Consider the following 17,482-nt stretch of genomic DNA (forward strand, 5'->3'; position numbering starts at 1 on the left):
GCCGAACCTTGAATCAGGGATCCGGCCAATGATCGGCTGCTTCGGAAAAGTCCCCGCGAGCCCGGACTTCGTCAGCCTGCAAGGCGCAGGCGATGACGTCTGCGAATTCGACGGCTGGTTGCAAGGCGCTCTCGCCGCCTTGCAACACCGCGAGGACTGGCGCGAACTGTTCGATGCGTTGCCGGTATGTTTTTTCAGCTATCGCGCACGCAGCGGTAACTGGTTGCTGGGCGGGCTGATCAGTTCCAAGGATTCGAGCGGACGCCGCTATCCGTTTTTCATTTTCCAGACGCTCAAGGCCAGCGAGGCCGAGCCTTTGGTCAATCCGTTCACCCTCGGCGAACTGTTCAGCGGACAGATCAGGCCCTTGTTGCACATGGCCGTCCAGGGTGAAAGCACGTCGGTGCTGTTCGAACGCATCAAGGCCTTGCGTCCATTGCAAGGACAGGACTTCGAGTTGTTCCGGCGCGTGCATGACAAGTTTCTGGTGAATTTCAATCTGCGCGATATCAGTACCGCGCTCGAAGGTGCCTACCCGGAGTTCGTCAGCAATGCCGTGTTGACCCGGCTTCTGGCCTTCAGACGGCACCTGGCTGACGCGACACCTATCGGCATCGCCCTGCCCTTGCCCGCGGAAAGAGGCCTGAAGAATCCGACCGCCGACTTATGGGTCACATGGCTGACGCAAATGTCCCATGAACGCACAGCGCCGCAGGTCAGTCTGCTGGCCGACGACTTCATGCGCCCCAGGCTGATCTGTTTTGCCTCACGCCACACCAGCGATGCCTATCGCGTGCTGACAGGTATCAGTGAGCGTTCGCAAAGCTACGACGTACTGGCCTCTTTCGATGCCTTCGACGAGCACCACCGCAAACACGCCTTTCCCGAAATCGACCGCCCACTGGGTGACGTTATCGACCGTTTTGTCGATGCCCTGGATTCGAAGTCCGTATGAACAAGATCAAATATTACTTCCTGCGCTATCAACCCTACATTCTCGGGGTGTGCTTTTTCCTCACGATCTTCGTGGTGTGGGGCATCGGGCGTGCGTTTGATTTCAGTTCGCTCAACAGTCTGCTGACGGGCATTGGCGTGTTCCTGTTGCTGTCGGCCGGCTATGTGCTGCTGCTTTACCGAGGCGTGTCCCGACATCACAACCTCGAAGGATTGCTGCGCGAGGATGCCGATCAGGCCGTGCTGAATGCGAGCCCGGCCGATCGCGAAGAAGTGAGCCAGTTGCGCGAAAGACTGCTGCAAAGCATCGAACGTTTGAACAGCAACAAGCCTCGGGGCAGCAATGCCAAAGATGCACTGTATGCCCTGCCCTGGTACTTGGTGGTCGGGCAGCCAGCAGCGGGCAAAAGCACCATGCTCTACCAGTCGGGGCTCAATTTTCCCTACGCCGAGCGTGAGGGCGTGCGCGTCGCCGGTCTGGGTGGCACACGCAATTGCGACTGGTTCTTCAGCTCCGAAGCGGTCCTTCTGGACACGGCCGGTCGCTACATGAACAACCAGGAAGAGGCCGGCAAATGGCGGGCCTTCCTTCAATTACTGCGCCAGCATCGGCAACGCCGGCCACTCAATGGCCTGATCGTCACCGTCAGCATCCACGACATCCTGCAATCCTCGCTGGAAGACCAGGAACGTATCGCCAAGCGCCTGCGTGAACGCATTCAGGAAACCCATGCCCTGCTGGAAGTGCGGCTGCCGGTTTACCTGGTGTTTACCAAGTGCGACCTGGTGCCGGGTTTCGCGCCCTTCTATCGCCAGCTGGACGAAACCGCGCGCGGCGAAGTCATGGGCAAGACCTTTTCCCACAAGGGCTACGAGCAGGCTGATTGGGGTCAGCGCTTCGGCGTCGCGATGGACGAGCTGATCGGCTACTGGCAACAAGTGGCGAGCCAGCAACTGGTGACGCAGGACATCCAGATCACCCGCCAGGATTCGGCGGTGTACCGCTTCCCGCTGGAGCTGGCGGCACTCAAGCCACGGCTGCAGCTGTTCGTCGATGCGTTGTTGCGCGCCAACCCTTATCAAAATGCAGAGCTGCTGCGTGGCTTTTATTTCACCAGTGCCCTCGATGCCGACCAACCGGAAATGGGCGGACACGCGCGCCAGGTGACCGAGCGATTCTCGCTTGAACAGGATCTGGAGATCGCCAACGGCAACGCGCAACCACGACCGTTGTTCATCAACAGTCTGTTCCGCAAAGTCATCATTCCCGATCAACACCTGGTGGCGCTGTACACCACCAATCACCGCGAGCGTCGGCGCAAAGCGGCATGGATCGGTGGTGCCGGTCTGGTCGCGGTGCTGCTGTGCAGCCTGTTGAGCTGGTCGTACGTCAATAACCGCGACACCCTGCAAAGCATCTCGGCAGAGCTGACCCAGGCCAGTGCCGACGATCACTCGGCCAGCGGGCAGTACACCGATTGGCAAACCCTCGATCGCCTGCGTTTGTGGACCGCACATTACTATGCGCAGCATCACGACGATGGCGTGCCACTGCGCCTGCGCCTGGGGCTATACCAAGGCCACAAGGTAGAGCCAGTGGTACGCGGCCAGTATTTCAATCGGCTGGAAACCGTGATGCTCAAACCCACGGCCGACAACCTGACGCGCTCGTTGTATCTGCTGACCACGCTCAAGGTCTATCAGCGCAACGCCAAAGAGCTGATGCCGGTGACTGGCGTGGACAGCGTCGAGTCGAAAGCGTTGCCCAATGACAACAGGGCGCAGTCCATCGCCGCATTCGGCAAATCGACGCTGGACACCTACGTCATGTTGTCGCGCGCACAACGAGACAAGGCCGACCCTGGGTTCCTGAAAGCGAAAATTCCGGATTACTGGTATCCGGCGATTGCCCGCCAGGTTGGCAGTGCCGCCGTCGCCACCTCGAATCAGGACTATGAGTTCGCCAGCCGGCAGATCAATTTCTACAGCGATCAGATTCACGAGCCGGACGTGCCACGGATCCTCGACAACGCGTTCCTGATCTCCAGCTCACGCAACTACATCAACAGCTTGCTCACCCAGTCGTTGCGCTCGATCGAGACCATCACGCTGGAGTCGGACACCTTGTTCGCCTTTGCCCGCGCCGACTTCCAGAGCCTGAAGACCGAGGGTCAAAGCCAGCTCAGCGCGATCGCCGGCAAGCTTCTGAGCACACCCAACATCGGCAAAATCATTATCGCCGGGCACGCCGATCAACTCGGCGACCCACAAGGCAACCTGCAGGTATCCAAGCAGCGGGCACAAACCATCAAGACCTACCTGGTGGGCAAAGGCGTTCCCGGCGAGCTGGTGGAAGCCGTCGGCGAAGGCAGCACCAAACCGTTGGTCAGGTGCGATATGCAGCAGCCAAGGGCTCAGCTGATTCAGTGCCTGGAGCCTAACCGGCGGGTAGAAATCGAAGTACGGGCACTCAATTGAGACGCCACGTGCAATGAAGAAAAACCGCTACCCGGGCCAATCCCGGGCTGGCGTAACACACCTCTCTTGATCGTTTCAAAGAGGTTTAAACGAAGGGCTGTGATCTGTTTGCAGGTGACAACCTTTAAATGAAGGTAAGGAGAAACTAAAAATGGCATTTGACGCATACATCCAGATCGACGGCATTCCTGGTGAAGTACTGGACGACAAACACAAGGATTGGATCGAAGTGCTCGGCTACGAGTACGGCGCAACCCAGGCCACCTCCGCGACGGCCAGTTCGTCGGGCGGTGCTTCGTCTGAGCGTGTAGCGCTGAGCGACTTCAGCATCCGCAAAGCCGTGGACAAGGCTTCTGCCAAGCTGTTCGAAGCCTGCTGCAAAGGCACGCACATCGCCAAGATCCAACTGAATGTGAACCGCGCTGGTGGTGACAAGGTGACCTACCTGACCATCAACCTGGAAGAAGTCGTGGTGTCTTCGGTCAAAGCGGTCGCCGGTGGCAGCCAGAACGGCGAAGACAAAGCGGTTGGCGACCTGCCGATCGAAGAAATCAGCTTCAACTTCGCTCGCATCAAGACCACCTACACCCAGCAGAGCCGTGCCGATGGCCAGGGCGGCGGTAACGTCACCGGTGGTTGGGATCGCACTGCCAACAAGGTTTTCGCATAAAACCGTGGCAATGACGGGCCGCCCCGGCGGCTCGTTTTCAGCACCGTGCCTGCCTGGCGGGTACGGTGTTCTTTTATTTTGATCAGAGTTTCCTATGTCTGAATTTCTCAACGACCTTTCGCTGGCCGAACTGACCGCGCCCATCAATCAGGGGAGCGGCGAAGACATGAGCTTTTCCGCCTTGTTCGATCAGGTGAAAGAAGCGCGGCGAGCAGACCCCGATTATTTGACCCAGGGTGACTGGCAAACCGATCTGAAGTCATCTGACTGGGATCTGACCATCACCCTGGCTGCCCAAGGCCTGGCTCGACAGAGCAAGGACCTGATGCTTGTCGCCTGGCTCAGCGAAGGCCTGGCGCACAAACACCATTTCAACGGCATCACGTTTGGCCTGACGCTGGCCGAACGCATTCTGGATAATTTCTGGGGCGATCTCTTTCCGTCCCTCGAAGATGGCGTCGATGAGCGCGCTGCCCGCCTGTCGTGGATGAAGACGACCCTCGCCGATGTCGTCGGCGGACTGCCCATCACCCAAGGCCAGCAGTACGGTTTGCTTCGTTATGACGAATCCAGGCACGTTGAGAACCTGGCCCTGCAAAGCCCTCAGGCGATGCGCGCCGCCCTTGACGAAGGCAAGATCAACGCTGAGGTGTTCCAGCGCTCGGTGGTGCTGACTGACTCGGATCACTTGCGCCGCAAGGCCAGCGAAATTGCCGCCAGCCTGAACGCGTGCCAGCAATTGCAGAGCACCGCTGATCGTCTGTTCGGCCCTGAAGCGCCGAGTTTTGCCGGGCTCATGGACGTGCTGTCCCGCGCAGGCCAATTGGCCGAAAAACTGCTCAAGGACCGGGGTATCGAGTTGAACCCGCCCCCTGCCGCTCCCACGCCGACCGTCTCCGATAGCGCGGGCGCACAACCCACAGGAGCTGCAATGACCCAGACCCAGCAAGACATTCCAGTCACACCGTTGCGTACCACACCTCAATCCCGCGACGAGGCGTTCACCCTGCTGGCGGGTATCGCGCAGTTCTTCAAGCAGACCGAGCCGCAGAGCCCCGTCCCTTACCTGATCGAACGCGCGATCAAATGGGGCAACATGCCGCTCGAAGGATGGCTGAACGATGTGATCAAGGACAGCAATGTCGTGGACAACATTCGCGACGTACTGGGGACCAAGGAAGCGAAGTCCTGATTTGGCCTGCACGGCCGTTCAGATAGACGCAAAAACACCAGGCAAAAAAAATCCCGGGCAGCTGATGGACGCCCGGGACTTAAAAATGCATAAACCGTGGTGGTGAACGCGGCGCGGATATTACGCAATGTTTCGCGCTGTAACAAGATATTTTATTTAACCAGCCAGTTACTAAAGTTTATAAGCCCTTAAATATCCTGATATTTTTTAAGGTTAACCTCGAAACCTCTTTAACTATAGAAACCAGCGGTACTCCCTTGCACTGATGTCGCTCAGAAACGCGAGGTGATCCTGACGCTTGTTCTCGCAATACACATCGACAAACTCTGCGCCCAATCCTTCGCGCAATGGCGAGTGATTCTGCATCGACTGCACGGCCTCGAGCATTTCCAGCGGGAAATCGATGCCACTGCTGCGGTCTTCGTTCAGCGGTGCAATCGGCTCGCACTCCCCTTCCAGCCCCTGCTCCAGCCCCACCAGAATGGCTGCAAGCACCAGGTATGGATTGGCATCGGCACCGGCCAGGCGGTGTTCGATCCGCAGGTTTTTCGCGTCGGAGTCCGGCACCCGCAGGCAGGCATCACGGTCTTCAAAGCCCCAGCTGGCGCGCGAAGCGACGTTCACCGTAGCGCTCAGACGACGCAAGGCATTGTGGTTCGGTGCGAAGATCGGCATGCAGTGCGGCAACACATCCAGGCAACCGGCCACGGCATGGCGCAACGCGCGCTGTCCGTTCGCCGCCAACAGATTATTGCCGGCCTTGTCGTAGAGGCTCACATGCACATGCATGCCGCTGCCCGGATGTTGCAAGTACGGTTTGGCCATGAAACTGGCGCGGTAGTTGTGCTTGAGCGCCACGCCACGGGTACTGCGGCAAAACAGGGCGGCCCAGTCGGCGGCGCGCAGCCCGTCATCGCAGTGGCCGAAATTGATTTCAAACTGACCTGGCCCCAGTTCGGCGGTGATCACCGTGGCATCGATACCTTGCGCCCGCGCGCTCTCGACCATTTCGTCGAGCACCGGGGCGAAACGCGACAGGCGTTCGATGTGCATGTTCGGCTGATCATCGGCATCGCCGGTCAACGGATCGCGGGCGAACTGCGGCAAACCCTCACGCAACTGGCTGTCGAACAGATAGAACTCCAACTCGAACGCCACCACCGGGAAAATGCCTTTGCGTTTGAGCCGGTCCAGCACCTGCGCCAACACTTCGCGCGGTTCGAAGACGATCGGCTTTTCGGTGCCGTCGGAGGTGATCAGCATTTGCCCCAGCGGTTGTTTTTCCCAGCCCACCAACTTGAGCGTGCCAGGCACCAGGCGACGCAGCGCGTCCGGGTCGCCGTCGTTGAAGCAGTAGTCGCCGATCTTGAACAACCCGCCCTGGGTCCCAAGCAACACGCAGTTTTGCGGCAACTTGAGCGCGCTGCCAGCGGCGACTTTTTCGAGCATTTCTATCGGGTAGCGCTTGCCGTAGAAATGCCCCGGGATGTCCAGGGAAATCAGGTCGACGTAGCGCACATCGGGGTAGCGCTGACGAAACCCACGCACTTCGGCCAGCAGTTCAGAGCACACAGCATCCATCATTCTGTTCCTTGTCGTTTTTATCAGGTGTAAACCCAAAGTACGCGGGTGAGTTGGTCTGACAGGTTGCCGTAACGGCAATGGGCATGACTGGCGAGTTGAAAGCTGTCACCGGCGTGCAGGGTCACCGGCTCATCGTTATCCAGCCACAACGTCAACGCGCCTTCGAGGACATAGCCGCCCTGCTCCGAGCTGTCTTTCATGTGTCGGTCGCCGCTGCTCGCGCCGGGCTCCAGCCGGCTTTCCAGCATCGAAAAGGACGCGCGCATTTTCGGTGAAACCATGATGTCGGTGATGCCATCGGCGTAATACAGCGTGCGACGTTCATCCGGCCGGGTCACCCAGGGCAAGGCCATGGGTTTGGGCAAGCTGTAGAAATAGGTGGTTGGCACGCCGAGGGTTTCGCTGATGGCCGTCAGGTCGGCCACCGTGGGGCGGGATAAGCCGCGCTCGACCTGCGACAGAAAACCCACCGACCGGCCAATCTTGTCCGCCAGTTCCTTGAGGGTGTATTTCTTGTGTTTGCGCAGGTCCTGAATCAGGATCGCCAGCGCCGATATTTCTTCCTGCATGTCCATCTATAGATTTCCCTCGTTTCAAATGCTGTCGCGCAGCCGATACCAGGCTTTGCCGATGGCTTCCAGGGGCGCGGCCATGTATTTGCCACCGGGAAAGCTGCCGTTGGTCAAACCCTGATACAACGCCAGTTCCTCCTGCCGGCCCAGTATCGCATCGGACACCGCCCGCGCCCCGGCCAGGGTCGGCAACACACCGTGCCCGGAGTAGCCCTGCATCCAATAGAGGTCACCGCGCCGGCCGATGTCGGGCGTGCGCTTGAGCGTCAGGTCGATATGACCGCCCCAGGCGAACGCCAGCTCAACGCCTTTCAATTGAGGAAACACGCGCTCCAGACATGGCCGGGTAGCACCGGCGATGTCCTTTGGCATGCCGCCCAGATAGGTGCAGCCGCCGCCGAACAGCAGCCGGTTATCCGGGGTGCGACGGAAGTAATCGAGCACGAACTGATTGTCGGTGACGCAGACATTGCTCGGAAGCAACGCCGTGGCCTGTTCTTCGCTCAGTTCAGCGGTGGCCACCTGGTAAGTACCGACAGGCAGCACACAACTCGAGAGTTGCGGGTCGAGCCGATCCAGGTAGGCATTGCAGGCCAACACCAGAACATCGGCACGGATCCGGCCGCGCTCGGTGGTCACCACGTACCCGCCCGCCTCCTCACGATATTCGAGTGCCTTGCTGTGTTCATGAATCACCCCACCGGCGCGCTCGATCGCAGCGGCCAGCCCAAGCGCCAGCTTCAGCGGATTCAAGTGCCCGCCTTCGGGATCAAACAGACCCGCCTGATAGCGCTCGCTGGCAACCCAGTCGGGCAACTGCTCACGGGGGATGAATTGCAAGCCGTCGTGGCCCCATTTGTGACTGGACTCGTGCTGCCATTCGGTGAGCAGGCGCACCCGTCTCGGCATCACCGAGGTCCACAGGTGTCCGGGCCGATAGTCACAATCGAACCCATGCCGCGCAGGCAGTTCACGCAACTCCCGCGCCGCCCAGCGCATGCCCTCCCACATCTGCCGCGCGCGCTCGTAACCCAGCGCAGCTTCCAGCGGTGGCATGTCGCACGACCAGCCGAGAATCGCCTGACCACCGTTGCGCCCCGATGCGGCCCACGCCACGCGACTGGCCTCAAGCACAATCACACGCTTGCCCGCCAGGGCAAGACGCAATGCGCTGTGCAGGCCACTGAAACCGGCGCCGATAATCACCACCTCAGCGGATTGCTCGCCTTCAAGAGCCGGTCGAATGGGCAACTGATCTGCGCAGGTATGGGCGTAATAGCTGGCGATGTGTTGGGTGGACTGCTGAAACATACCGGCTCCATGAAATTTTATAGTTGTAATTTCATGAAAAAGTACACGATTAATTTCATGCCGGCAATGGCTCGATTTGGGCAAAAAAAAATCCCACCCAGGAAAACCCAGGCAGGATTCAGTTCAAATTCAAGCCATCAGGCAATCGGAATCAAAGGATCCGCCGCCGCCCAAGCCACCTCACGATCCGCCACCGGCGGGTAAATCCAAACCGTGTTGATCTGCGTCTTGAGCTCCTTGCCCTCCTGCCCCGTCAGCTTGACCTGACGATCCCAGCCCTCGGTATAAACCGCCCCCCACGCCCCCAGATCCAGACAAGTCACGTATTTGGGCTGGCGATACGGCGTCGGGTCCACCCCCAGTATCTGCGCCGCGACGTTATTGCCGGCATGACGGCCCAGCACAATGGCATGCTGGCACGTCATCAACGCGTGGTTGCCGATGTCATCGGTGGCCGCATAGGCAACGTCGCCGGTGGCGTAGATGTCATCCTGACCAATGACTTTCAGGTGCGCATCGACATGCAGGCGGCCCAGATGATCGCGCTCTGCGGGGATTTGCTCGGTCAGCGAACTGGCGCGCACACCGGTGGTCCAGACCACGGTCTTGGCCTCGATGCGCTGGCCATCGGACAAGGTCACGCCGTTTTCATCGACAGCGACAACCGAAGCATTCAGATGCCATTGCACCCCGGTATGAACACTGGCTTCAGCGATTTTCTCGGCGATCTGCGGCCCCATGGAACCGCCGACCTTATTGCCACGGTCAACGATGATCACGTTGATGTCCGCTCGATCACCCAGGATGGCACGCAGGCGAGTGGGCATTTCAGTAGCCGTTTCGATGCCGGTGAAACCGCCGCCGGCCACCACGACGGTGTTGCGTGCCTGGCTTTCTGGCTGGTCGACCAGGGACTTGAGGTGGTTTTCCAGGCGCACGGCCTGCTCGATCTGATCGACATCGAAGGCATGCTCAACCACACCCGAAGTGCCGGGCAATGCCAGGCGGCTGCCGGTGGCCAGAACGAGTTTGTCGTAGATGCAGACCTGTTTTTCACCCGCTGCGTCGATGTAGCCCACACGTTTTTGCGCGACGTCGATGGTCTCGGCGGCGCCCTTGATGAACTTCACGCCGACGACATCGAACAATTCGCCGAGGGGAGCAGCCAGTTGATGGGCGTTCGGTTCGTAGAAGCGAGGGCGCACGCGCAATTCGGCCTGGGGAGCCAGCACGGTCACTTCAAAGTCTTCGTGGCCGTGAATGTCGAACAGGCGCGTGGCGCTCAAAGCGGTCCACATGCCACCGAAACCTGCGCCGATTACCAAAATGTGCTGTTTCATTCATCACTCCAGGGACAATTAGATTTGTTGAAGGATCAGGAGTCGATGGTCACGTTTCTCGTAAACGCGGCGCATGGCTTTCGACCTGACAACGGCGACTCTATTTGTCCGAGTTGAATGCCGCAACAATTTTTTCGAGATGGTTCCAATCAATCAAATCGATACACCGATAAAACTCCTTTAAACCAACAGTTTCAGAGGCCTGTCGATGCCAATGAGGAGGCAGTGGTTCGTTGTAAGGCAGGGAATCAGCTGTTAATATTTGCGACAAATTTAGTCGGAGATCGAGATGTCTCTATACAGCGCAGGTGTTGAGTACGGGATTCACTGCCTGATTTTTCTGGTGGGCAATCGCGGCGATACGCGTGAAGCGAGCGTGCGCGACCTTGCGGAACTGCAAGGCGTGCCTCTGGACTACCTGGCAAAAATCTTCACCAAACTGGCCAAGGCAAAACTGGTGGTCGCCACCGAGGGTGTGCGTGGCGGCTTCAAGTTGGCCCGGCCCGCCGACGAGATCTCGCTGCTGGATATCGTCAACGCCATCGATGGGCGCAAGGCCATTTTCGATTGCCGGGAGATTCGCGGTCGCTGTGCGCTTTTTGAGGGTGAAGCCCCCGACTGGGCACTTGAAGGGCACTGCTCGGTGCACGCTGCAATGATGACCGCGCAAAAGCGCATGGAAGACGCCCTCGCCCAGCAAACCATTCTGGATATCGCCAGAAAGGTTGGGCGCAAAGCGCCGGCCGAGTTCAATTCGCAGGTAGACGACTGGATGAATGATCGCCGTGAAAAGAAAGGCTCAGCGAGTGCCCAGGCAGGCGACGATCAACTCATCCAGGTCACTGACATCGGCGACTGAAGGCTACAGGCAGTCACGCACTGCCTGGCGCAATGCGCCGGATTTCGCCCAGGGTGGCCCTTGATACAAGGACACCCGGCTACCGTCCTTGAATTTCACGATGTCCAGAACCTCGTCGGCGGTAATGATGCTGGGTGCGGTAATCCGGTAGCCATTGGAAATCGACGACTGCGTGGTGTTGGAAACTTCTTGCTGCCAAATCGGCAATACGCACCCGGCGAGGACCTTGGGTGTTTTTTCACTGTACTTACTGACATTCGGCTCCCCAGGCACCACCGACGCCGGTAACGAACATCCCCCCAACAACGCCAATACCACAGCCGCCCCCCACAACATCCGCCTCTGCATAAAGCATCCTTATCCTGAAAACATGAAATGTAGCCTGTCCCCGCACCGACAGCCATTTGCTATCGGCTGATTTGCTGCGCCGCGCCTTAGCCATCGGACTTGTGTTCGCCAGGGTCGGGGTATGAACGCTCGTTCAGATATGTCATCCAGCGCTCGTAGGCTTCATGCTGCCATCGCGTGACCCGCTCCCATTCCGGACCGCTGAGTTGGTGGCCGGAAATGAGATTCATCATTTCGCTGGTGGCCGCATCCAGATCGGCGATCAGCTCGTGGGCATGCGCCCGGAAGTCATCGGTTGCCGTCATTTGCCCTGTCCCCGCCCTGAGGAAAATCGCTACTTCACTACGACAACGAATTTTTCCGATCGCGCAAATTTCCCGACCAAAGGAAGCCGCTCGGGGCATGACAAACACAACGCCCCGTCACGCTAATGGGTCTAAAATTTCGTAGCACAGCGTTTCAGGAGAACATCATGTGGCTTAACGAGAGCGAACAAGCGCTTCGGCGTGATCTGCAAGGGCTTGCATCAGATCTGCGATGGTCGGCGGTAGAACTTTTACGCATCGCCGAGCAATTACGCCTGACCGGCAACGATGTCGATGCAGAGGCCGTCAAGCGCCTGTGCGACCTGTTCCAGGGCGATGAACAACGATTGTCTGGCTATGCCGAGGAAGTGAAGGCCAAGATCATCACCCGCAACAAGGCTGAATAAAAGTAGCCGTTACCGGGCAAACGCCCCGACACAATAAAAAGCCCCGGCGTGCCGGGGCTTTTGCGTACGCTTGATCAGCTTACTGGCTGTTCGCTTTTTTGTTCGACTTTGATCGGTAGCCGGGAAGTGACGCCGCAAACGCCAATGCTTCTTCTCGGCTGGCAAATGACCCAAGACGATCACCTTTGGTGCAAACCCGCCATGGGCCGTTGTTTACGCTAAGTACGTCGTAACCGTTCATGTGCATCTTGTTCAACATCGGAACACTCATGGTCACCTCCATCTCGACAATGAATCCAAGGTCAACACACTTACCTTACACCCACCTCTGGACGTCATGACGACCAGACGTCGATTTAGCCGCTTGCCAAAACAACGGCACTTTTCGGGTCACACACCGCTCAGAACAACAACAAGAGAAGGCAAAAGCGGCCCGATCATTGCAGTTTTGTTACAATTTCATGACAGCAGTTGGTCTGGAACCCATGAAAGTACGCGCGACAGTCATTTGCGAGCTGGAAAGACACATCTTGCTGGTGCGCAAACCAAGGTGTCGCTGGACGCTGCCTGGGGGAAAAGTCGAACCCGGTGAAACCACTGCTGCCGCGGCGTTGCGAGAATTGCAGGAAGAAACCGGGATAGATGCCGATGACATGCTGTACCTGATGGAACTGGAAACCGAGAGTACCCGGCACCACGTCTTCGAGGCCTCAGTGCCGGGCTACCCCGCAGCCCGGCCACTCAATGAAATCTTCGATTGCATCTGGTACCCGCTGGATGCCGTGCAGAACCTCAACACCAGCGAAGCCACGCGAAGGATCGTCAAAGCGTTTCAGCGTCGCCTCTAACTCGTGTCTTCTCAGCCCTGATCGCCACCGCCCACTGGCATGACCATGCCGGTGATATAAGACGCTTCATCGCTGGCCAGAAACAAAATCGCGCCTGCTTGCTCATCCAGCGTGCCGTAACGCTTCATCAAACTGCTATCGAGTGTCTGGTCGACGATCTGCTGATACCAGACCTTTTCCTGCGGGCTCTGCTCGGCGCTGTTGCGCGGAATCACCCGCGGTGGCGCTTCGGTGCCGCCCGGCGCAGTGGCATTGACCCGAACGCCGCGCCCGGCGGTTTCGAACGCCAGGCAGGCGGTCAGTGCATTCACGCCGCCCTTCGCCGCGCCGTATGGCACGCGATTGATGCTGCGGGTGGCGATGGACGAAACGTTGACGATCGCACCGCTGCCCTGCCCCAGCATGAACGGCAATGCGGCATGGCAGCACCACAACGTCGGAAACAGCGAACGGCGAACCTCGGCTTCGATCTGCGACGCTTCGTAATGCTCAAAAGGCTTGGCCCAGATTGTCCCGCCTACATTGTTGATCAGCACATCCAGGCGCCCGAAACGCTCGACGGCGGTCTGCATCACCCGGTTGCACTCATCGTATTGTTCGAGGTCGGCCGTCAGCGCCAGGACCTGGCTGCTAGGCGCCAATTGTTGCTGCAACTCGAACACCAGTTCGGAACGGTCGACCAGTATCAGCTTCGCCCCTTCCGCCGCCATGCGCTCGGCCACGCGCTTACCAATGCCCTGCGCGGCACCGGTAATCAGCGCGACTTTTTCGTGAAATCTGTTCATGTTTACCTCATCGGTCGGTGCCGAACTCATAGCGAGCAGGCCCGCTCCTGCATGGATGGGTTGTCGAAGCAGTTACCCGCGCAAGTCTCACGCCGCGCTGGCGGCAAATTTTTCGTAGTAGAAGTTCACCGGCGCGATGCCTTGCTCGCGGATGAACTGGCTGACCGCCTCGACCATCGGCGGCGGACCGCACAGGTAGACATCGACATCACCCTCGTTCAGATGCTTGGGCTCGATGTGCTGGGTCACGTAGCCCTTGAGCGGATGTTGGCTCTCGGGGCTGGCGACGCAGGCGCTGAAGGTGAAGTTGGGGATGCGTGCGGCAAAGGCTTCCAGGCGGTCGAGTTCCACCAGGTCGAAATCGTGGGTCACGCCATAGATCAGATGCAACGGATGATCACTGCCCTGCTCGGCGATTCTCTCCAGCATCGCAGTGAATGGCGCCAGCCCGGTGCCACCGGCCAGTAACAGCAGCGGACGACGGATATCGCGCAGGTAGAAACCGCCCAGAGGCCCTGCCAGGCTCATGCTGTCGCCCGCCTTGGCGATGCCGGTGAGGAAGCTGCTCATCAGCCCGCCCGGCACGTTGCGGATCAGGAAACTGACCTCGCCATCGCGCTGTAACGAACTGAACGAATAGGCCCGCGTCTGTTCGCTGCCGGGAATGCCCAGGTTCACGTACTGCCCCGGCAGGAACGCCAGTTTGCTCAATGACTCGCCCTTGATCGACAGCGCGATGGTGCTGTCGGACAGCTGGCGTACGGCGCTGATGGTCGCGTCGTAACTGGCCTGACGGGTGCGGCAGACCTCCGATGACGTCGGCACCCGCACCACGCAATCACTCTGGGCGCGCATCTGGCACGTCAGGACAAAGCCTTGCTCGGCTTCTTCAGGGCTGAGGGCGTCTTCGATGTATTCCTCACCCAAATCGTATTGCCCGGCTTCGGCAAAACACTTGCAGGTGCCGCAAGCGCCGTCGCGGCAGTCCAGCGGGATATTGATGCCTTGGCGGTACGCTGCATCGGCCACGGTTTCGCCAACGTTGGCGTCGATGAATCGAGTGACGCCGTCTTCAAAATTGAACGCGATGGAATGGGTCATGACGGCAGTCTCACAAGTGGTAAACATCGATGACCTGGCGAACGTAGTCGTTCTTCAGGATCACTTTCTTGGCCTTGATCAACGGGTTTTCACCCCGCACATCGAGGGTGTAGAAACTGCTGCCGAAATAGCTGTCGACGGTCTTGTAGCGAAAGCTCAGGGTGTGCCAGTTGAAGCGCACCTTGCACAGTCCGTCGGCTTGTTCGAGCAGCTCGATGTTGCTGATGTTGTGGGAGGTACGGGTGTCCGGCACGCTGGCACTGGAACGCTCGGTCTTGATGCGGAAGATGCGATCTTCAAGGCCCGTGCGGTTGCCGTACCAGATCAGCGAGATTTCCCGCTGCGGATCTTCGGTCAGCTCATCGTTATCGTCCCAGGACGGCATCCAGTAGGTCGCGTCGGGGGCATACATTTCAAGCCATTCGTCCCACTGGCGGTCGTCGAGGTAGCGTGCTTCGCGATAGAGAAAATCACGCACCGTTTCATAGGAAATGGTCATTGCACGTCCTCCACGGCGATCAGTTTCGACTGCTCGGCAGCCAGGGCCTTGAGCATGGTCTGCTGCCAGTACTTGTGTTGCAGCACGAACAGGCCTTCGTCCTCGGTGCGTACGCCGCTGAGCAGCGGATGCAGGTCGATTTCCTTTGCCGCCTCGTCGGCGCCTTCGATCCAGTGCTCGGCGCCCCGGGACATGTCGTTCCAGGTGGTGACGCTGCCCTGGTAGCTGGTCTGGCAGGAGCGGAACTCCTCGAGATCGTCCGGCGTGGCCATGCCGCTGACGTTGAAGAAGTCTTCGTACTGACGAATCCGGCTCGAACGGGCGTGGTCGCTCTCGCCCTTCGGCGCGATGCAGTAAATGGTGATTTCCGTGCGGTTGACCGAGATCGGCCGGGCAATGCGGATCTGCGAGCTGAACTGGTCCATCAGGTAGACGTTGGGGTACAGGCACAGGTTGCGCGAGTTCTCGATCATCCAGTCAGCGCGCGCCTTGCCGAAGTCTTGCGCCAGCTCGTCGCGACGCTCGTACAGCGGACGGTCCTCGGGGTTGGCCCAACGGGTCCAGAGCAACATGTGGCCCTTGTCGAAGGAATAGAAACCACCGCCCTGCTTGGCCCAGCTGCCGGCGCTCATGGTCGGGTTTTCGTCACCGGCCTCGCGCTGCTTGCGCTGGTTCTGGGTGGCCGCGTAGTTCCAGTGCACCGAGCTGACGTGATAGCCATCGGCACCGTTTTCGGCGGTGAGTTTCCAGTTGCCTTCGTAGATGTAGCTCGAAGAACCGCGCAGCACTTCCAGGCCGTCGGCGGACTGGTCGACGATCATGTCGATGATCTTCGCCGACTCGCCCAGATGCTCCACCAGCGGCAGCACATCGGCCTTGAGGCTGCCGAACAGGAAACCGCGATAGGACTCGAAACGTGCGACTTTGGTCAGGTCGTGGGAGCCTTCGCAGTTGAAGCTCGACGGGTAGCCGGCGTTGGCCGGATCCTTGACTTTGAGCAGCTTGCCGGAGTTGTTGAAGGTCCAGCCATGGAACGGGCAAGTGTAGGAGCTTTTGTTGCCGGACTTGTGCCGGCACAGCGTCGCGCCACGGTGGCTGCAGGCGTTGATGAAGGCGTTGAGTACACCGTCCTTGTTGCGCGCGATGAAGATCGACTGGCGCCCCATGGTGGTGGTGTAGAAATCGTTGATATTGGGGATCTGGCTTTCGTGGGCCAGATACAGCCAGTTGCCTTCGAAGATGTGTTCCATCTCCAGATCGAACAACCGGGGATCGGTGAACATCTCGCGTTTGCAGCGATAGAGGCCCTGCTCGGGATCGTCTTCAAGCAGGGAATGCAAATATTCGGGTCGCAGGGTCATGGCCGCCGCCTCCATTGTTATTGTTCAGGCAGGGCCATGCTAGGACGGGGCAATGGGGTGGACTATCCGCTGGATGCAGATCTTTATCCGTTTTGTGCAGTTGGGGGCGCGACGTCAATTCTGTGGCGAGGGAGCTTGCTCCCGCTGGGTCGCGCAGCGGCCCCAAAACCTGCAACGTCGCTGAACCAGAAAAACCGCGACCTTCGRATTTGCGWCTGCTTCGCAGCCGAGCGCGAGCAAGCTCCCTCGCCACACATTATCGGGTGAACTCAATGCCGGCGTTTGAGGGTATCGGAGGGCAATTCACCGAACTGCTTGCGATAGCTGTCGNGCGAGCAAGCTCCCTCGCCACACATTATCGGGTGAACTCAATGCCGGCGTTTGAGGGTATCGGAGGGCAATTCACCGAACTGCTTGCGATAGCTGTCGGAGAACCGTCCCAGGTGCAGGAAGCAGACCATTATCCGTTTTGTGCAGTTGCAGGCGCGACGTCACTCCTGTGGCGAGGGAGCTTGCTCCCGCTGGGTCGCGCAGCGGCCCCAAAACCTGCAACGTCGCTGAACCAGAAAAACCGCGACCTTGCGACTGCTTCGCAGCCGAGCGCGAGCAAGCTCCCTCGCCACACATTATCGGGTGAACTCAATGCCGGCGTTTGAGGGTATCGGAGGGCAATTCACCGAACTGCTTGCGATAGCTGTCGCAGAACCGTCCCAGAAGCAGGAAGCAGACCATTATCCGTTTTGTGCAGTTGGTAGCGCGACGTCACTCCTGTGGCGAGGGAGCTTGCTCCCGCTGGGTCGCGCAGCGGCCCCAAAACCTGCAACGTCGCTGAACCAGAAAAACCGCGACCTTCGAATTTGCGACTGCT

At 59.0% G+C, this 17,482-nt stretch carries 18 protein-coding genes; 7 read left to right on the top strand and 11 right to left on the bottom strand.

From position 1 onward, the window contains the following. The first annotated feature begins 28 nt into the window (after window positions 1-28). The 4 genes from tagF (at window position 29) to tssA (ending at window position 5,294) form a co-directional block, all read left to right on the top strand. Window positions 29-955 carry a type VI secretion system-associated protein TagF gene (gene tagF, locus ASD60_RS25735; RefSeq protein WP_056856679.1) on the top strand — a complete coding sequence of 309 codons (927 nt, stop codon included), beginning with the start codon at window positions 29-31 and terminating at the stop codon, window positions 953-955. Beyond that, window positions 952-3,432, top strand: coding sequence for a type VI secretion system membrane subunit TssM (gene tssM / locus ASD60_RS25740; protein ID WP_056856680.1), 2,481 nt, complete (start codon window positions 952-954; stop codon window positions 3,430-3,432). Before tagF ends, tssM begins: the two co-directional genes overlap by 4 nt. 151 nt (window positions 3,433-3,583) lie before the next feature. Then, entirely contained in the window at window positions 3,584-4,102 is a 519-nt protein-coding gene (locus tag ASD60_RS25745; protein ID WP_007978712.1) for an Hcp family type VI secretion system effector, read from the top strand. 94 nt (window positions 4,103-4,196) lie between these two features. Then, window positions 4,197-5,294: a type VI secretion system protein TssA gene (tssA, locus tag ASD60_RS25750; RefSeq protein ID WP_056856681.1), complete on the top strand. Its 1,098-nt coding sequence runs from the start codon at window positions 4,197-4,199 to the stop codon at window positions 5,292-5,294. Between the two features lie 234 nt (window positions 5,295-5,528). On the opposite strand, the gene ASD60_RS25755 is transcribed toward tssA, so the two are convergent. The 4 genes from ASD60_RS25755 to ASD60_RS25770 all read right to left on the bottom strand — a co-directional run bounded on the left by ASD60_RS25755 (window position 5,529) and on the right by ASD60_RS25770 (window position 10,101). Further along, window positions 5,529-6,875, bottom strand: a complete 1,347-nt coding sequence (locus ASD60_RS25755; RefSeq protein WP_056856682.1) for a glutamine synthetase family protein — start codon at window positions 6,873-6,875, stop codon at window positions 5,529-5,531. 23 nt (window positions 6,876-6,898) lie between these two features. Continuing rightward, the gene (locus ASD60_RS25760) at window positions 6,899-7,453 is read right to left on the bottom strand and encodes a helix-turn-helix domain-containing protein (RefSeq protein ID WP_056856683.1); all 555 of its coding nucleotides are present in this window, start codon (window positions 7,451-7,453) and stop codon (window positions 6,899-6,901) included. 18 nt (window positions 7,454-7,471) lie between these two features. Next, entirely contained in the window at window positions 7,472-8,761 is a 1,290-nt protein-coding gene (locus tag ASD60_RS25765) for an NAD(P)/FAD-dependent oxidoreductase (RefSeq protein WP_056856684.1), read from the bottom strand. Between the two features lie 137 nt (window positions 8,762-8,898). Further along, the gene (locus ASD60_RS25770) at window positions 8,899-10,101 is read right to left on the bottom strand and encodes an NAD(P)/FAD-dependent oxidoreductase (protein WP_056856685.1); all 1,203 of its coding nucleotides are present in this window, start codon (window positions 10,099-10,101) and stop codon (window positions 8,899-8,901) included. A gap of 289 nt (window positions 10,102-10,390) precedes the next feature. Between ASD60_RS25770 and ASD60_RS25775 the strand changes: the two genes are divergently transcribed. Beyond that, window positions 10,391-10,960, top strand: coding sequence for an RrF2 family transcriptional regulator (locus tag ASD60_RS25775; RefSeq protein ID WP_056856686.1), 570 nt, complete (start codon window positions 10,391-10,393; stop codon window positions 10,958-10,960). A gap of 3 nt (window positions 10,961-10,963) precedes the next feature. On the opposite strand, the gene ASD60_RS25780 is transcribed toward ASD60_RS25775, so the two are convergent. Together ASD60_RS25780 and ASD60_RS25785 are read right to left on the bottom strand one after the other, a co-directional pair. Further along, a complete protein-coding gene (locus ASD60_RS25780) occupies window positions 10,964-11,308 on the bottom strand; it encodes a hypothetical protein (RefSeq protein ID WP_056856687.1) in 345 nt (114 codons plus the stop codon). Between the two features lie 86 nt (window positions 11,309-11,394). Continuing rightward, a complete protein-coding gene (locus ASD60_RS25785) occupies window positions 11,395-11,613 on the bottom strand; it encodes a hypothetical protein (RefSeq protein WP_056856688.1) in 219 nt (72 codons plus the stop codon). Window positions 11,614-11,780: 167 nt separating this feature from the next. Between ASD60_RS25785 and ASD60_RS25790 the strand changes: the two genes are divergently transcribed. Continuing rightward, complete coding sequence (locus tag ASD60_RS25790; RefSeq protein ID WP_056856689.1) at window positions 11,781-12,020, top strand: hypothetical protein; 240 nt, start codon at window positions 11,781-11,783, stop codon at window positions 12,018-12,020. A gap of 79 nt (window positions 12,021-12,099) precedes the next feature. On the opposite strand, the gene ASD60_RS25795 is transcribed toward ASD60_RS25790, so the two are convergent. After that, entirely contained in the window at window positions 12,100-12,291 is a 192-nt protein-coding gene (locus ASD60_RS25795; RefSeq protein WP_056856690.1) for an SPOR domain-containing protein, read from the bottom strand. Window positions 12,292-12,505: 214 nt separating this feature from the next. On the opposite strand from ASD60_RS25795, the gene ASD60_RS25800 reads away from it, so the two are divergent. Continuing rightward, window positions 12,506-12,868: an NUDIX hydrolase gene (locus tag ASD60_RS25800; RefSeq protein WP_056856691.1), complete on the top strand. Its 363-nt coding sequence runs from the start codon at window positions 12,506-12,508 to the stop codon at window positions 12,866-12,868. Between the two features lie 11 nt (window positions 12,869-12,879). Here the strand turns inward: ASD60_RS25800 and ASD60_RS25805 are convergent, their stop codons facing one another. The 4 genes from ASD60_RS25805 to benA form a co-directional block, all read right to left on the bottom strand. Next, a complete protein-coding gene (locus ASD60_RS25805) occupies window positions 12,880-13,653 on the bottom strand; it encodes a 1,6-dihydroxycyclohexa-2,4-diene-1-carboxylate dehydrogenase (protein WP_056856910.1) in 774 nt (257 codons plus the stop codon). An 87-nt stretch (window positions 13,654-13,740) separates the two neighbouring features. Further along, window positions 13,741-14,754 (bottom strand): benzoate 1,2-dioxygenase electron transfer component BenC, encoded by a 1,014-nt coding sequence (benC, locus tag ASD60_RS25810; RefSeq protein ID WP_056856692.1) that lies wholly within the window; start codon window positions 14,752-14,754, stop codon window positions 13,741-13,743. Between the two features lie 10 nt (window positions 14,755-14,764). After that, a complete protein-coding gene (gene benB / locus ASD60_RS25815) occupies window positions 14,765-15,253 on the bottom strand; it encodes a benzoate 1,2-dioxygenase small subunit (RefSeq protein WP_056856693.1) in 489 nt (162 codons plus the stop codon). Beyond that, window positions 15,250-16,614 carry a benzoate 1,2-dioxygenase large subunit gene (benA, locus tag ASD60_RS25820; protein WP_056856911.1) on the bottom strand — a complete coding sequence of 455 codons (1,365 nt, stop codon included), beginning with the start codon at window positions 16,612-16,614 and terminating at the stop codon, window positions 15,250-15,252. Before benA ends, benB begins: the two co-directional genes overlap by 4 nt. Window positions 16,615-17,482 lie beyond the last annotated feature (868 nt).

The organism is Pseudomonas sp. Root562 (genome assembly GCF_001427125.1).
In the GTDB taxonomy this organism is placed as follows: domain Bacteria; phylum Pseudomonadota; class Gammaproteobacteria; order Pseudomonadales; family Pseudomonadaceae; genus Aquipseudomonas.

What these genes read in the sequence shown, in the direction of transcription:
- benC (WP_056856692.1), bottom strand. Translation starts at nt 14,754, where the DNA reads ATGACCCATTCCATCGCGTTCAATTTTGAAGACGGCGTCACTCGATTC.
- ASD60_RS25745 (WP_007978712.1), top strand. Translation starts at nt 3,584, where the DNA reads ATGGCATTTGACGCATACATCCAGATCGACGGCATTCCTGGTGAAGTA.
- tssA (WP_056856681.1), top strand. Translation starts at nt 4,197, where the DNA reads ATGTCTGAATTTCTCAACGACCTTTCGCTGGCCGAACTGACCGCGCCC.
- ASD60_RS25785 (WP_056856688.1), bottom strand. Translation starts at nt 11,613, where the DNA reads ATGACGGCAACCGATGACTTCCGGGCGCATGCCCACGAGCTGATCGCC.
- ASD60_RS25795 (WP_056856690.1), bottom strand. Translation starts at nt 12,291, where the DNA reads ATGAGTGTTCCGATGTTGAACAAGATGCACATGAACGGTTACGACGTA.
- benB (WP_056856693.1), bottom strand. Translation starts at nt 15,253, where the DNA reads ATGACCATTTCCTATGAAACGGTGCGTGATTTTCTCTATCGCGAAGCA.
- tagF (WP_056856679.1), top strand. Translation starts at nt 29, where the DNA reads ATGATCGGCTGCTTCGGAAAAGTCCCCGCGAGCCCGGACTTCGTCAGC.
- ASD60_RS25765 (WP_056856684.1), bottom strand. Translation starts at nt 8,761, where the DNA reads ATGTTTCAGCAGTCCACCCAACACATCGCCAGCTATTACGCCCATACC.
- benA (WP_056856911.1), bottom strand. Translation starts at nt 16,614, where the DNA reads ATGACCCTGCGACCCGAATATTTGCATTCCCTGCTTGAAGACGATCCC.
- tssM (WP_056856680.1), top strand. Translation starts at nt 952, where the DNA reads ATGAACAAGATCAAATATTACTTCCTGCGCTATCAACCCTACATTCTC.
- ASD60_RS25760 (WP_056856683.1), bottom strand. Translation starts at nt 7,453, where the DNA reads ATGGACATGCAGGAAGAAATATCGGCGCTGGCGATCCTGATTCAGGAC.
- ASD60_RS25770 (WP_056856685.1), bottom strand. Translation starts at nt 10,101, where the DNA reads ATGAAACAGCACATTTTGGTAATCGGCGCAGGTTTCGGTGGCATGTGG.
- ASD60_RS25780 (WP_056856687.1), bottom strand. Translation starts at nt 11,308, where the DNA reads ATGCAGAGGCGGATGTTGTGGGGGGCGGCTGTGGTATTGGCGTTGTTG.
- ASD60_RS25805 (WP_056856910.1), bottom strand. Translation starts at nt 13,653, where the DNA reads ATGAACAGATTTCACGAAAAAGTCGCGCTGATTACCGGTGCCGCGCAG.
- ASD60_RS25775 (WP_056856686.1), top strand. Translation starts at nt 10,391, where the DNA reads ATGTCTCTATACAGCGCAGGTGTTGAGTACGGGATTCACTGCCTGATT.
- ASD60_RS25790 (WP_056856689.1), top strand. Translation starts at nt 11,781, where the DNA reads ATGTGGCTTAACGAGAGCGAACAAGCGCTTCGGCGTGATCTGCAAGGG.
- ASD60_RS25755 (WP_056856682.1), bottom strand. Translation starts at nt 6,875, where the DNA reads ATGGATGCTGTGTGCTCTGAACTGCTGGCCGAAGTGCGTGGGTTTCGT.
- ASD60_RS25800 (WP_056856691.1), top strand. Translation starts at nt 12,506, where the DNA reads ATGAAAGTACGCGCGACAGTCATTTGCGAGCTGGAAAGACACATCTTG.